14 protein-coding genes are annotated in these 14,093 nt (G+C 63.4%); 8 read left to right on the top strand and 6 right to left on the bottom strand.

What is annotated here, in order from left to right:
* Positions 1-3: 3 nt before the first annotated feature.
* Positions 4-1,185: an ABC transporter substrate-binding protein gene (locus ACE10X_RS31400; protein WP_375763351.1), complete on the bottom strand. Its 1,182-nt coding sequence runs from the start codon at positions 1,183-1,185 to the stop codon at positions 4-6.
* A 184-nt stretch (positions 1,186-1,369) separates the two neighbouring features.
* Between ACE10X_RS31400 and ACE10X_RS31395 the strand changes: the two genes are divergently transcribed.
* Positions 1,370-1,846 carry a DUF3280 domain-containing protein gene (locus tag ACE10X_RS31395; protein WP_375764630.1) on the top strand — a complete coding sequence of 159 codons (477 nt, stop codon included), beginning with the start codon at positions 1,370-1,372 and terminating at the stop codon, positions 1,844-1,846.
* A 136-nt stretch (positions 1,847-1,982) separates the two neighbouring features.
* Here ACE10X_RS31395 and fghA read toward each other — a convergent pair whose 3' ends face one another.
* Together fghA and ACE10X_RS31385 are read right to left on the bottom strand one after the other, a co-directional pair.
* The gene (gene fghA / locus ACE10X_RS31390; RefSeq protein WP_375763350.1) at positions 1,983-2,822 is read right to left on the bottom strand and encodes an S-formylglutathione hydrolase; all 840 of its coding nucleotides are present in this window, start codon (positions 2,820-2,822) and stop codon (positions 1,983-1,985) included.
* Between the two features lie 30 nt (positions 2,823-2,852).
* The gene (locus ACE10X_RS31385) at positions 2,853-3,473 is read right to left on the bottom strand and encodes a response regulator transcription factor (RefSeq protein WP_038383456.1); all 621 of its coding nucleotides are present in this window, start codon (positions 3,471-3,473) and stop codon (positions 2,853-2,855) included.
* A gap of 181 nt (positions 3,474-3,654) precedes the next feature.
* On the opposite strand from ACE10X_RS31385, the gene ACE10X_RS31380 reads away from it, so the two are divergent.
* On the top strand, positions 3,655-5,019 hold the full coding sequence (locus ACE10X_RS31380) for a histidine kinase (protein WP_375763349.1): 1,365 nt from the start codon (positions 3,655-3,657) through the stop codon (positions 5,017-5,019).
* On the opposite strand, the gene ACE10X_RS31375 is transcribed toward ACE10X_RS31380, so the two are convergent.
* Positions 5,016-5,435 (bottom strand): YkvA family protein, encoded by a 420-nt coding sequence (locus tag ACE10X_RS31375; RefSeq protein WP_038383458.1) that lies wholly within the window; start codon positions 5,433-5,435, stop codon positions 5,016-5,018. The genes ACE10X_RS31380 and ACE10X_RS31375 overlap by 4 nt on opposite strands.
* A gap of 30 nt (positions 5,436-5,465) precedes the next feature.
* Positions 5,466-6,440 (bottom strand): helix-turn-helix domain-containing protein, encoded by a 975-nt coding sequence (locus ACE10X_RS31370; RefSeq protein ID WP_016847804.1) that lies wholly within the window; start codon positions 6,438-6,440, stop codon positions 5,466-5,468.
* Between the two features lie 422 nt (positions 6,441-6,862).
* Here ACE10X_RS31370 and xoxF5 point away from each other — a divergent pair, with 422 nt between their 5' ends.
* The 5 genes from xoxF5 (at position 6,863) to ACE10X_RS31345 (ending at position 12,122) form a co-directional block, all read left to right on the top strand.
* Positions 6,863-8,668 carry a lanthanide-dependent methanol dehydrogenase XoxF5 gene (gene xoxF5 / locus ACE10X_RS31365; RefSeq protein WP_038383459.1) on the top strand — a complete coding sequence of 602 codons (1,806 nt, stop codon included), beginning with the start codon at positions 6,863-6,865 and terminating at the stop codon, positions 8,666-8,668.
* Between the two features lie 123 nt (positions 8,669-8,791).
* Positions 8,792-9,274 carry a c-type cytochrome, methanol metabolism-related gene (locus tag ACE10X_RS31360; protein ID WP_038383460.1) on the top strand — a complete coding sequence of 161 codons (483 nt, stop codon included), beginning with the start codon at positions 8,792-8,794 and terminating at the stop codon, positions 9,272-9,274.
* Positions 9,275-9,324: 50 nt separating this feature from the next.
* On the top strand, positions 9,325-10,434 hold the full coding sequence (locus ACE10X_RS31355) for an S-(hydroxymethyl)glutathione dehydrogenase/class III alcohol dehydrogenase (protein WP_026193090.1): 1,110 nt from the start codon (positions 9,325-9,327) through the stop codon (positions 10,432-10,434).
* Positions 10,435-10,467: 33 nt separating this feature from the next.
* Positions 10,468-11,031, top strand: coding sequence for an S-(hydroxymethyl)glutathione synthase (gene gfa, locus ACE10X_RS31350; protein WP_016847312.1), 564 nt, complete (start codon positions 10,468-10,470; stop codon positions 11,029-11,031).
* Positions 11,032-11,168: 137 nt separating this feature from the next.
* The gene (locus ACE10X_RS31345) at positions 11,169-12,122 is read left to right on the top strand and encodes a hypothetical protein (RefSeq protein ID WP_038383461.1); all 954 of its coding nucleotides are present in this window, start codon (positions 11,169-11,171) and stop codon (positions 12,120-12,122) included.
* Positions 12,123-12,131: 9 nt separating this feature from the next.
* Here ACE10X_RS31345 and ACE10X_RS31340 read toward each other — a convergent pair whose 3' ends face one another.
* Complete coding sequence (locus ACE10X_RS31340) at positions 12,132-12,611, bottom strand: hypothetical protein (RefSeq protein WP_375763348.1); 480 nt, start codon at positions 12,609-12,611, stop codon at positions 12,132-12,134.
* 193 nt (positions 12,612-12,804) lie between these two features.
* Between ACE10X_RS31340 and ACE10X_RS31335 the strand changes: the two genes are divergently transcribed.
* The gene (locus ACE10X_RS31335; RefSeq protein WP_038383463.1) at positions 12,805-13,944 is read left to right on the top strand and encodes an epoxide hydrolase family protein; all 1,140 of its coding nucleotides are present in this window, start codon (positions 12,805-12,807) and stop codon (positions 13,942-13,944) included.
* The last annotated feature ends 149 nt before the right edge of the window (positions 13,945-14,093 follow it).

The following is a 14,093-nucleotide window of genomic DNA, read 5'->3' as shown; positions in this document are numbered from 1 at the left end:
CCCTCACTGCAGCTTGCACTTCGTTTCAGGCCGGTCAACTCCGAGCGTGTCGAGTTCGGAGACCTGATGCAGGAAACCTTCCTGCGGCGAGACCGAAACGACCATACGACCATCGGCCAGCAGGATCGGCTGGCGGAGCTGCAGATTCCAGTCTCGCAGGGTCAATCGCGTGCCCTTGAAAGCGGCAATCGAGAAATCCTTGCCCTTGAGGAAGGCGATGACCTTCTTGGCGTCCCCCGAATTGGTGCGGGATGTGGCTTCGCCGATCATGCGCGCGGCGGTCCAGGCCTGCATGTCGAGCGCCGTCATGCGGCGCATGTTCAGCTTGACGAAGCGGTTCTGGATCTGGACCGCGCCCCACTGGTCATGCGCCGCGTCCCAGCTGGTCGGCACGAGGCCCGCGGAGCCGGCCACCGGGCGCGGGTCCCAGGTGCGGTACGGCAGATAGTTCGCGAACACCTCGCTCTCGTCGGCTGCGACCAGCACGTCGTAAGCTGGCGCCTGCTGCGTGAACACCGGCATCTGGCGCTGGATCAAGGTCACGCCGCTGTCGGTGCGGCGCGCGCCGCCGGTGTCCTCGAAGGTCCGTTCCTGGACGATCTTGGCGCCGAAGCGGGTGGCGGCGCGGCGCAGTGCGTCGGCGTAGAGCTTGTCCTGATCATGCGAGCCGACCACCAGCAGCCAGCGCTTCCACTGCTTCCACACCAGAAACTGGCCAAGCGCGTCCGCCAGCATCGAGCGGGTCGGCGCGATATGGATGACGTTGGCGCGGCAGTCCTGCTCGCGCAGCCGATCGTCGATCGCGCCGGCGTTCAGCAGCACGGTGCCGCGGTCGCGCAACGCGTCGGCGACCTTGAGCAGGGCATCGGCCGGCAGGTCGGTGATGATATAGTCGTTGCGGCCGGCAAGATCGGTCGCGACCTTGGCGACTTCGTCGCTGTCCTTGACCTTGACCTCGTCGAGCACGAAGCGCTGGTTGAGGAATTTCCCGGTTGTATTGTTGTCCTCGATCGCGAGGCGCGCGCCGGCGATGCCGTCATTGTCGGCGGGCTGCTCGATCAGCGAGAGCGTCGATTTGACGCCGGCATGGCCGAGATAGCCGATATGAACCTCGACGGGATCAGCCGCCAGCGCGCTGGTCGCCACCATGCTGAGCGCGATCGTGCCGATCAGCCATCGCAACATAACTCCTCCCGCAGTCTTTTTCACTCGGCATGGCCTTCGGAAATCCGGCTTCCATGCTGTTGCCTTGCAAGATGCCGGAATTGGCCTAGCTTGCAACCCCGCTTTTTGTCGTTGCGACGTTACAAATTACGATTGGTTCACAATCATGAGATCGGCGCTTGGCTTCGTCATATCTTTGCTGGTGATGTCTGCGGCGGCACGTGCCGAACCGCCCAAGCTCGCGGTGTTCGACCTCGAGATGATCGACACCAGCCTGCAGGGGGAAGTGAGCGGGCCGCGCGCTGATGAGCAGGCGCGGCTGCTCCGGGCCGGCGACCAGGTGCGCAAGGAGCTCGCGGACTCAGGCAAGTTCCGCGTGCTCGACATCGCCCCTGTCAATGCTGCGGCGCATGGCAGCAATCTTCAGGCCTGTGGCGGCTGCGATGTGAAGCTGGCCGGCGAACTGGGCGCTGATCTCGTAATGACGGGCGTGGTGCAGAAGGTCTCCAACCTCATCCTCAACATCAATCTCTATCTGCGTGACGTGCATAGCGGGCAATTGCTGGCTGCGGCGAGCGCCGACATGCGCGGCAATACCGACGAATCCTGGTCGCGCGCCACCGACTACCTCGTGCGCAATCGCCTGCTCGCGCCGAACTACGGCGCGCCGCAGGCGCGGTAGTTCGGTCCTTCGTTTTGTTCGCACTAGCGCTGATGCGACGATGTCAGCCCATCTCCGTCACCCTCGCGCAAAGGCGAGCCTTTGCGCATGGATGACGGGGATACATTCGCAGGCCGGCCTTCTCGCGAGGCGAAGCTCAAGCCTTCAGCCGCGCGGCGTGCCAGCGCAGATGATCGGCCATGAAGGTCGAGATGAAGTAGTAGCTGTGGTCATAGCCCGGCTGACGGCGCAGGGTGAGGGGGATGTTGGCCTTCTCGCATGCCGCTTTCAGGAGTTCGGGCCGCAGCTGCTCGGTGAGAAATCCGTCGGCATCGCCGTAATCGACCAGCAGATCGGAGAAGCGGGCACCGTCCTCGATCAGCGCAACGGCGTCGTGCTTTCGCCACGCCTGCTTGTTGCTGCCGAGATAGCCGCCGAGCGCCTTGTTGCCCCACGGCACCTGCGACGGCGCCACGATCGGCGCGAACGCGCTCGCCGCCCGATAACGATCGGGATAGCGCAGCGCCACCGTCAGCGCGCCATGGCCGCCCATGGAGTGACCGAGGATCGACTGCCGCTTCGTGTCGACCGGGAACTGCTCGGCGATCAGCTTGGGCAATTCCTCGGTGACGTAGCTCCACATCCGGTAGTTGGTCGCGAACGGCTGCTCTGTCGCATCGACGTAGAAGCCCGCGCCTAGCCCGAAATCGTATGAATTGGCGGGATCGCCGGGGACGCCTTCGCCGCGCGGGCTGGTGTCGGGTGCGACGAAGATCAGGCCGAGCTCGGCGCATGCCTGGCGGAATTCGCCTTTCTCGGTGACGTTGGCGTGGGTGCAAGTCAGGCCCGACAGATAGGTGACGACGGGCAGTTTGGTGCCGGCCGCATGCTCAGGGACGAACACCGAGAAGGTCATTTCGGTCTTGGTCTCGCGGCTTGGTTGCCGATAGACGCCTTGCGTGCCGCCATGCGACTTGTTCTGGGAAACCGTCTGCATTGTCGTATTCCTCTTGGTTGGAGCGCTGCGTCAGGCGACGCCGCTCTCGATCGCCAGCCGCACGAGCTCTGCCGAAGTGCGAACGCCAAGCTTCTGGCGCATGATCGATGACGTGTTTGCGACCGTCTTGTATGACGAATGCACCAGCCAGGCGATCTCCGACAGGCTCTTGCCGGAACTGAGCAGGCGCAGGATTTCCATCTCGCGCGAAGTGAGCTTGGAGAGCGGATTTTGCGCAAAGCCCGGCCGCGCGAAGGCCACGTTGCGCGCGATCGCCGGCGGCAGATAGACGCCGCCATTGCCGACCTCGCGCACCGCTTCCACCAGATCGTTGGGATCGCCGGTCTTCGAAACGTAACCCTTGGCGCCGATGTCGATGGCGCGGGCGGCAAACACCGGGTCGTCGTTCATGCTGAACATGATGAGGCGCGCCGATGCATCATGCGTCAGGATGCGGCGCGCCAGCTCGAAGCCGGAGACCGTCGGCAGGTTGATGTCGATCACGCAGAGATCGGGCTTTTCCGCAACGAACGCCCGTTCGCCGCTTTCGGCATCCGCCGCTTCCAGCAGCATGATCTCGGGATCGTCGGCGAACACGGTGCGGCAACCGGAGGCAACGATGGGATGATCGTCAACGATCAGAATGCGCATGGCGTTGTTCCGGCGACCTGCCTTGATTCACTCGTCATCACATCGGTTTGCGCGAAGGACAGGTCGGTTCCGACCGGTTGTGCACCTCGTGCGAGATTGCGATAGGGTGCGATTAGATAGCCGGGCAAATTTGGCTGTCAACGATCCTCTCGGAGGAGGGATCGCGGTCGGGGGCAACGTCATGTGGCAAAAGCTATCCTTGCGCGCGCGGATCAACCTGCTGCTGGCGCTGATCCTGGCGCTTGGCCTCGGCATCAATATTGCGCGGCTCGTGCTGGAAGCGGGACCGCGTGTCCAGGCCGAGGACCAGAGCGTGATCCGCCTGGCGCGCGAGTTCGTTGCGACGATTGTGGCCGGTCTCGACGAGGCGCCGGATCCCGATGCGCGGCTCGATCAGATCGTCCAGGACCTGAGCCGGCTGCGTCATGTCAGCATCACGCGGCAGGATGGCGCGGCCGCAAAATCTCCGGACCGCCCCGAGGACGCCGGCGATCCGCGCGCTCCGCCGCAGTGGTTCGTCGCGCTGGTCCATCCCGAGCAGACCTCGGTGCGGGTGCCGATCTCGGTGCACGGCAAGCCGCAATCGCTGGTCATCACCTCGCATCCCGACGACGAAATCGCCGAGATCTGGGACGGCATCGTCACCCAGCTCGAGGTCGGCTCCGCAATCGCAGTCGCGCTGCTTCTGGTCACCATGCTGGTGGTCGGCCGCGCGCTGGCGCCGCTGGAGGCATTGTCGCAGGCCATGACCGGCATCGAGGCCGGGGATTACGACGCACGCGTCGAGCCCGGCGGGTCGCCGGAATTGGCCGCGATCTGTGCCAAACTGAACCATTTGGCGGCGACCCTTGGCGACGCCGTGGAGGGCAAGCGGCAGCTCGCCGAGCGCGCGGTCTCGCTGCAGGATTCCGAGCGCAAGGAGATCGCGCGCGAATTGCACGATGAGTTCGGGCCCTATCTGTTTGCCCTGCGCGCGCATGCCGGTGCGCTGACCCGGCTGTCGGAAGTCGAACGGCCGGACCCTGCGGCATTGCGCAAGCACGGCAACGCCATCCTCGAGCAGGTCAACGCGCTCCAGCAGTTCACGCGCCGGATTCTGGAGCGCTTGCGGCCGGTCGGACTGGCCGAGCTCGGGCTTGCGGAAGCGCTCGGCGCGCTGGTGCGGCTATGGAGCGAAACCCACCCGGAGGTGGAGATCGAGAGCCGCATCTCGCCGGCGCTCGGCGATACCGGCGAGATGGCCGACCTCACGATCTATCGCATCGTCCAGGAAGCGCTCACCAACGTGTTCCGCCATGCCGGCGCAACGGCGGTCGATATCACGATCGAACCGGCGGAACGGCAGGCAGGCCTACGCGGCAGCCGCGACTGTGCGCTGGTGCGGGTTCGTGACAACGGCCGCGGCCTGCTGAGCGATCACAGGCTTGGCCGCGGTTTGACCGGGATGCAGGAGCGGATCCTCGCGCTCGGCGGTACGCTTAACATCAATTCCAGCGATGATGGCGTGACAGTCGAGGCGCTTGTGCCAAAGGCCGCACGGTCCTAGACGATTGGCTGTCGCCAATATCTGAAAACCGCCCAAGCCAGCGCCGCTGCGCCGGCGATCCAGAGCACGACGATCGCGATCATTCCCGCCCGGCTGGTCGGACGCTGCAAGACGGCGCTCGCCTTGGCACGGCATTCCGTCATCACCTCGTCCGGCACGAGCGAGATGGCAAGCCAGATGCCGAGCGGCAGCAGGATCAGATCGTCGAGATAGCCGATCACCGGAATGAAATCCGGGATCAGATCGATGGGAGACAGTGCATAGGCCGCGACGGCGACGGCAAGGGCCTTGGCATACCAGGGTACGCGCGGATCACGCGATGCGAGATACAGCGCAACGCTGTCCCGCTTGAGGCTGCGTGCCCAAACCTTGATCGAGGACAGCTTGATTGGGGAAGGATTGTTGGCGGACGGCATGGCGCAACGCCTGCACGTCGGATGCAACCGCTATTCCAGCACCACGTCGGCCGGCATACCGCCGTGCAGGCCCTTGTGGACGGAGGAGGGCGCGATGCCGAAATACTTCCGGAAGACGCGGCTGAAATGCGACGAGCTCGAGAAGCCCCAGGAGAACGCGACGTCCGTGATGGTCTTGCCGTTCTGGGACTCAAGCTCCTGCCGGCAATTCTGCAGCCGGGCTTTCCAGATATAGTCGCTGACCGTCATGCCGCGATCGCTGAACAGCATGTGCAGATAGCGCTTCGAACAGCCGAGCGCCGCCGAAATGCGGTCGATGCAGAGGTCCGGATCGCGCAGATGTTCGCGAATGAAGCCCTGGGCCCGCACATAGGTGGCCTCGGCGCTGCCGCGGTCGAACATGGCGCCGGTCTCGCGCAGCGGCAACAGCAGCAAGTCGATCAGCGCATCGGCCACGCCGACGGCGTTGACCGGCGTCAGCGTCGGTGCCTCGCCGAAGGCGGCATGGACGAAATCATAGGCGATGCGGCCGGTGCCGTTGCGCGCCGACAGCTTGCACGGCGCCATCTTGGAGAGCTGAAAGCCGCGCTCCTTGAGCAGGTCCTTTGGAACGATGACAACCTCGTGCCGCGTCAAGGACGGGCTGATGATGGTGTGCGGACACGACACGTCGTAGGCGAAGCAGTCGCCCGGCATGATGTCGAAGTGCAGGCCGTCCTGCTCGAAATGCGAGACGCCGTGGGTCTGGAACACGATCTTGATGTAGGGGTGCTCGCTCAGCTTGATGCGCGAGATGGTGTGCGCGATGCGGTGCTGGCTTGCCTCGATCTGGCACAGCTTCAATCGCGATACCGTCGTGAAATTGACCCGGGCTTCGAGCGAGGATCCTTCCAGCGCATCGACGTCGAACTGGCCGCAAAGGTCAGTGAGCGCATCCGACCAGCGCTGGATCTGCCGCTTGGGCGTCAATCCGTTCGTGCTGAGAGAATGGACTGTATCGGACATCTTTCCAGCCACCGATTCGATCCCCACGTGACTGCTCACCGAGCTTAAGTCTGGCCCGGGATGATGCGCCTTCTCCCTGATTCTGAATAGCTTAGGGAGGCGGCGGGATTTCTTCCCGGTTAATGTCGGGTGATCCTCCGACTTAGTTCTGGGCTCGTCAAGCGCAACCTTAGCACGCGTCAATCTGGCATCCGGATCGCGCCGGCCGCGATTGATGCCCTGCAACATGAAGCAAGCTTTCCAGCCAATTCAGGGCCGGGCGACAAAAATCTGACGAAGCTTCGCTTTTGAGCAAACGGCTCTTCTCTATTGGGCAAGTCAGCGTGCTTCGAGAGGACTACGACTGGGGTACCAAAATGGAAGAAGTGGGGCCGTTTCGGCGGAAACCCTTGAGCTCTTGAACCTGGGAGAGGAAATCCACGATGCGCAAGATGCTTTACGCGACCGGCCTTGGGGCAATGGCGGTATTTGCCGCCGGAGCGGCCAACGCCAGTGACGAACTCCACAAGATGACGCAGAACCCGAAAGACTGGGTGATGCCGACCGGAGACTACGCCAATCAGCGTTACTCCAAGCTGAATCAGATCAACGCCTCGAACGTCGGAAAGTTGCAGGTCGCCTGGACGTTTTCGACCGGCGTGCTGCGCGGCCACGAGGGTGGCCCGCTGATCATCGGCAACATCATGTACGTCCACACCCCGTTCCCGAACAAGGTCTATGCTCTTGACCTTTCGCAGGACAACAAGATCGTCTGGAAGTACGAGCCGAAGCAGGATCCGAACGTCATTCCGGTGATGTGCTGCGACACGGTCAACCGGGGCGTTGCCTATGGCGACGGCAAGATCTTCCTGCACCAGGCCGACACCACGCTGGTCGCGCTCGACGCCAAGACCGGCAAGGTCGAATGGACGGTGAAGAACGGCGATCCCGCCAAGGGTGCGACCGGCACCTCCGCGCCGATGGTGATCAAGGACAAGGTCCTGATCGGCATCTCCGGCGGCGAGTTCGGTGTTCAGGCGCACATGAGCGCCTACGACATCAAGACCGGCAAGCTGGTCTGGCGCGGCTTCTCGGAAGGTCCGGATGACCAGCTTCTGGTCGACGACAAGACCACCGAGCTTGGCAAGCCGATCGGCAAGGATTCGAGCCTGAAGACGTGGCAAGGCGATCAGTGGAAGATCGGCGGCGGCGCGACCTGGGGCTGGATCTCCTATGATCCCGAACTGAACCTCGTCTATTACGGGTCGGGCAATCCCTCGACCTGGAATCCGAAGCAGCGTCCCGGCGACAACAAGTGGTCGATGACGATCTGGGCGCGTAATCCGGATACCGGCGTTGCCAAGTGGGTCTACCAGATGACGCCCCATGACGAATGGGACTATGACGGCGTCAACGAGATGATCCTCTCGGATCAATCGATCGACGGCAAGCCGCGCAAGCTGCTGACCCACTTCGATCGTAACGGGCTCGGCTACACCCTTGATCGCGCCACCGGCGAACTGCTGGTCGCCGAGAAGTACGATCCGAAGGTGAACTGGACCTCCGGCGTCGACATGAAGAAGGACTCGCCGACCTACGGTCGTCCGAAGGTTCTTGACGCCGCGTCGACTGACAAGGCCGGCGAGGACGTCAACGTCAAGGGCATCTGCCCGGCAGCGCTCGGCTCGAAGGACGAGCAGCCGGCAGCCTACTCGCCGGAGACGCAACTGTTCTACGTGCCGACCAACCACGTCTGCATGGACTACGAGCCGTTCAAGGTGAGCTACACCGCAGGTCAGCCCTATGTCGGCGCGACGCTGTCGATGTATCCGCCTCCCGGTGAGACCAACATGGGCAACTTCATTGCCTGGGACGGCAAGACCGGCAAGATCGTCTGGTCCAACAAGGAGCAGTTCTCGGTCTGGTCGGGTGCGCTCGCGACCGCCGGCGGCGTGGTGTTCTACGGCACGCTGGAAGGTTACCTGAAGGCTGTCGACGCCAAGACGGGCAAGGAGCTCTACAAGTTCAAGACCCCGTCCGGCATCATCGGCAACGTCACCACCTATGAGCATGCCGGCAAGCAGTACGTCGCCATTCTGTCGGGTGTTGGCGGTTGGGCAGGCATCGGCCTCGCGGCCGGTCTGACTGATCCGACGGCCGGTCTCGGCGCAGTCGGCGGCTATGCCGCGCTGAGCAACTACACCGCGCTCGGCGGAACGCTCACCGTGTTCTCGCTGCCGCAGCAGTGAGCTGAGCAACCTCGTTCCGGCGCATGGGGCGATCTCCATGCGCCGGTCCGTCTTCAATCTGCACGCGAGGATATGCTTTTGCGTAAGATCTGGTTTGTGAGTGCTGCGATCTTTGTCGTGGCAATGGGAGGAGTCGCCTCCGCCGAGGACGCTGGCGACCCGACCGCCGTCAAGTCCGAGGACGGCAAGTATCTCGACAAGGATGGCAACCCGACGTTCAAGGTGACATCCGACGGCACGGTGGACTGGTACACCTACTCCGGATACCGCCGCTATCATTCGGAGTGCCACGTCTGCCACGGACCCGATGGCATGGGATCGACCTACGCGCCGGCGTTGAAGGACTCGCTGAAGACCATGAGCTATCCGGATTTCATGGGCGTGGTCGCGAGCGGACGCAAGAACGTCTCGACGGCGCAGGAGAACGTGATGCCGGCGTTCGGCGATAACCCGAACGTTGCCTGCTACATGGACGACCTCTATGTCTACCTGCGCGCCCGCGCCAATGACGCGGTTGGGCGCGTTCGGCCGGCCAAGCACGAAGACAAGTCGGAAGCCTACGGCAAGGCGGAAGACGCCTGCATGGGCAACAACGACAAGAAGTGAGCGTGTCCGGCGCGAACGAGAAACCTGTTTGATGTTTTGTGGAGACCAAGATGAAGACCCGCGCCGCAGTCGCATTTGAAGCAAAGAAGCCGCTTGAGATCGTCGAGCTCGATCTGGAAGGCCCCAAGGCCGGCGAGGTTCTGGTCGAGATCAAGGCGACGGGCATCTGTCATACCGATGCCTACACGCTCGACGGTTTCGACAGCGAGGGCATCTTTCCCTCGATCCTCGGGCACGAAGGTGCTGGCATCGTTCGCGAGGTCGGCGCCGGCGTGACCTCGGTCAAGCCGGGCGACCATGTGATCCCGCTCTACACGCCGGAATGCCGGCAGTGCAAAAGCTGCCTGAGCCAGAAGACCAATCTCTGCACCGCGATCCGCGCCACCCAGGGCAAGGGCGTGATGCCCGACGGCACCTCGCGGTTCAGCTACAAGGGCAAGACGGTCTTCCACTATATGGGCTGCTCGACCTTCTCGAACTTCACCGTGCTGCCCGAGATCGCGGTGGCCAAGATTCGCGAGGACGCGCCGTTCGACAAGAGCTGCTACATTGGCTGCGGCGTCACCACCGGTGTCGGCGCGGTCGTCAACACCGCCAAGGTGACCCCGGGCTCCAACGTGGTCGTGTTCGGCCTCGGCGGCATCGGCCTCAACGTGATCCAGGGCGCCAAGATGGTCGGCGCCGACAAGATCATCGGCGTCGACATCAATGACTCCAAGGAAGCCTGGGGCAAGCAGTTCGGCATGACGCATTTCGTCAACCCGACCAAGGTGTCGGGCGACATCGTGCAGCACCTTGTCGGGCTCACCGATGGTGGCGCCGACTACACCTTCGACTGCACCGGCAACACCAACGTGATGCGGCAGGCGCTGGAAGCCTGCCATCGCGGCTGGGGCGTCTCGGTGGTGATCGGCGTCGCGGAGTCCGGCAAGGAGATCGCGACCCGCCCGTTCCAGCTCGTCACCGGACGGGTCTGGAAGGGCACCGCGTTCGGCGGCGCGCGCGGCCGCACCGACGTGCCGAAGATCGTCGACTGGTACATGGGCGGAAAGATCCAGATCGATCCGATGATCACCCACGTGCTGAAACTCGACGAGATCAACAAGGGCTTCGACCTGATGCACGAGGGAAAATCGATCCGTTCGGTCGTCGTATTCTGAAATCAAAACACCAAGCACTAGGAGGATAGGTCAATGACTGTTCATATCCACCCGTCGGTCGACAATGGCGTCAAGCAAGGCTCCGGCAGCTTTGCCGGCGGCACGCTGGTCTGCAAATGCGCGGACAAGCCGGTCAAGGTCGGGATCAAGGGCGACGTCGCCCACAACCATGCCTGCGGCTGCACCAAGTGCTGGAAGCCCTCGGGCGCCACCTTCTCGGTGGTCGCGGTGGTTCCGCGCGAGAACGTCACCGTGCTGGAGAACGGCGACAAGCTGAAGATCGTTGACGCTGCGGCGGTGATCCAGCGCCACGCCTGCACCGGATGCGGCACCCATATGTACGGCCGGATCGAGAACAAGGGCCATCCGTTCTATGGCCTCGACTTCATCCATCCCGAGCTGTTCCAGGAGTCCGGCTCGGCTGCGCCCGGATTTGCCGCCTTCGTGTCGTCGGTGATCGAGTCCGGCGTCAAGCCGGCCGATATGGCCGGGATCAGGTCGCGGCTCAAGGAGCTTGGGCTCGAGCCATATGACTGCCTGTCGCCGCCGCTGATGGACGCGATCGCCACCCACGTGGCGAAGTCCAAAGCGGCCTGACGACGGCATCGTGACAAAGGCGGCCTGACCGGCTCGCCTTGACGAGATCCTGCGCCGGCAGAGGATCTGCCGGCGAGGGATATGCTGGTAGTACCCGTGACCTTGAACCTTGCATGCCCTGCGGACGACCACAGGGCATGCATTTTATTTTCCGCCTTGCGCTCGTCCTTCCGCCGATCTTGCTGCTTTCGCCGGCCCGCGCCGCGTCGCCGGAGGACCGCTATATCGCCGCGCGTGACGCTGCGATCGCCAAATTCGCCAAGCTGTCGAACGACAACAAGATCAATGAAGCCGTCGACAAGGCAGAGGCGGCTGCGCGCGACGAGCTGAAGGGGCAGCTGACGGCCATCCTGTCCGAGCCGGCCCGGCCGGGCTTTGCTCCCGCCCAGCTCAACCTCGATACTCTATACAAGGGCGATATGGGGTTCGGCATGCTGGACGGCTTGCGCTTCGATGCCGAGACCGGCAGGGACGGGGCAAAGATCGGAGAAAAGCGCGCCGACGGCAGCTTCGTCGAGCCGAAAGCCCATATCATCGTCACCACCGAGCCTCTGTTCACGCGCTGGCTGCACGAACACAAGACCTGGTGGGACAAGGATAGCAAGAACGTGCCGCAGCAGGTCGATGCTGCGCTGAAGTTCGAGGGCCTCTACACCCAGGCGATCTCGACCGATGCCGCGGTGGTCAATTTCGACGAGCTGCCGATCGCCAAGCCGGCGTCCGTCACCCAAGCTTACGGCTTCCTGGCCGGCCGCACCCAGGATTCGTTCCCCGACAAGGCCGACGAGGTGTTCGTGGCGGCGCTCGCCGGCGGCAAGATGTATGTCGCCTATGGCGAGATCGAGCCGGTCGTGCAGGTGCCGGCCTGCACCGTGATCCGCACCGACTACAACAAGAAGGCCGACGCGGCGGCCGAGAAGCTCGAGCGCAAGCAGATCACCAGGCAGGCCTATGACAAGCTCGGCGATCTGCGCCAGCAGGGCGAGGACGCGTTCAAGCGCTGCTTCACCGAGCGCGCGCCGCAACAGCCGGCCTTCGCCGCGGCCACCAAGCAGGCCCAGGCGCTGCTCGAGGCGGCGATCGGCAAATAGCTCAGCGAGCTATTCCCACTCGCCGAACAGCAGACACATCCACACCACCTGCAGGATCGGCCAGGCCGCAAATGCAATACACAGCAGCCCATTGCCGAGTGGCTTGCCTTGTCGGCGCACCCGGATCAGGGAAGCGACCCCGAATGGAACGAGCAGAAGAAATGTCGGTGCGAAAATCGCGCCGTATAACATGACGAGCTCCGCATGCGCGGCAATGCCTTCCTGCATGCTGGACTGCAGCACGTAGAAGTACATGATGAGGAGAACGGGGGCGAACAGGGCAGACGAAGCTGCCGGCGAAAACCCTGACGCAGCGATGCCAGGCGTGCTCACCCATCGCCTGATGATGATCCACCCCGACAAGAAAATGACGATCAGCGGCAATCCGAGCTTCAACAGAACGTCTTGCGCGTTCAGGATGCTCGTCAGGTAGAGTGCCACAGGAATCTCCGTGAGCTGCGATATGCGTGCCTCGATCGCGCGATGCATGCCGATCCATCGCCGCCTCTCTTAACAAAATGACGGCTGCTGTGACGGACTTTGTCATGCAGAATTCGCGCTTTGTCGTGCAGGGTTTGTGCAGGCGACGGAGAGAGGCGCCGCAAATGACGCGGCCCGGATTTGATCGGCGGGCTTCGCGCCCCTATCTTCTCCGGAAAGTTCAGCACCCCGGGGAGACGCCATGACCGCCATCAGCCCGTTCCGCATCGCCGTCAGCGACGATGTCCTCGAGGATCTGCGCGGCCGGCTGCGCCGGACCCGCTGGCCGGAAGCCGAGCTGGTCGACGACTGGAGCCAGGGCGCGCCGCTGCACTGGATCAAGGACGTCTGCCACTATTGGGCCGAGACCTATGACTGGCGGCAGCGCGAGGCGCGGCTCAACCGCTTCAGCCAGTTCACCACCGAAATCGACGGGCTCGACATCCACTTCATCCATGTCCGCTCGAAGCATCCGGAGGCGCGGCCCCTGATCATCACCCATGGCTGGCCGGGATCGGTGGTCGAATTCCACAAGGTGATCGAGCCGCTGACCGATCCTGTGGCGCATGGCGGCGTTGCTGCCGATGCCTTCCACGTGGTGTGCCCGTCACTGCCGGGTTTCGGCTTCTCGGCCAAGCCGGCCGCGACCGGCTGGGGCGTCGACCGGATCGCGACGGCCTGGGCCGTCCTGATGCAGCGGCTCGGCTACGCCAGCTATTTCGCGCAAGGCGGCGACTGGGGCTCCGCGGTCACGACCGCGATCGGCGGGCAGGATGCTGCACATTGCGCCGGCATTCACATCACGCTTGCGATGTCGACCCGGCCCAATGTCGAGGGGCAGCCGACGCCGGAGGAGACGAGGGCGCTCAACTGCATCAAATATTACGCTGACTGGGATTCCGGCTATTCCAAGCAGCAGTCCACGCGGCCGCAGACGCTCGGCTATGGCCTGACGGATTCGCCCAGCGGGCAGGCGGCCTGGATTCTCGAAAAGTTCTGGGCCTGGACCGATTGCGACGGCCATCCGGAAAACATCCTCAGCCGCGACGAACTGCTCGACAACGTCATGCTATACTGGGTCACCGCGACGGCCGCGTCGTCGGCGCGGCTCTATTGGGAAAGTTTTGGGCCGGGCAAGCGAACCCCACACAAGGTGAGCGTGCCGACCGGCGTTGCCGCGTTCCCCAAGGAGATCGTCACGCCGGTCCGCAAATGGATGGAGACGAACTTCACCAACATCCAGCACTGGAGCGAGATGCCGAAAGGCGGACATTTCTCGGCATTCGAGCAGCCCGAGCTATTCGTCGGCGAGGTGCGCGAATTCTTCGGCAAGCTGCGCTAAGCATGATCCGGAAAAGTGCGAAGCGGTTTTCCGAACAGATCGTGCTCAAGCAAGCTGCGGCACGCCTCGCGACCGCTGAAACCATCTGCGCTTGATCGCCTTAGGCTCCCGATCAAGGCCCAGGCGAAAACCTCCAGGTAAGCATGGTG

It is taken from the genome of Bradyrhizobium sp. Pha-3 (assembly GCF_042258325.1).
Classification (GTDB): Bacteria; Pseudomonadota; Alphaproteobacteria; order Rhizobiales; family Xanthobacteraceae; genus Bradyrhizobium; species Bradyrhizobium elkanii.
The sequence above is the reverse complement of the archived record's forward strand: the minus strand, read 5'-3'. Positions and strand labels throughout refer to the sequence as shown.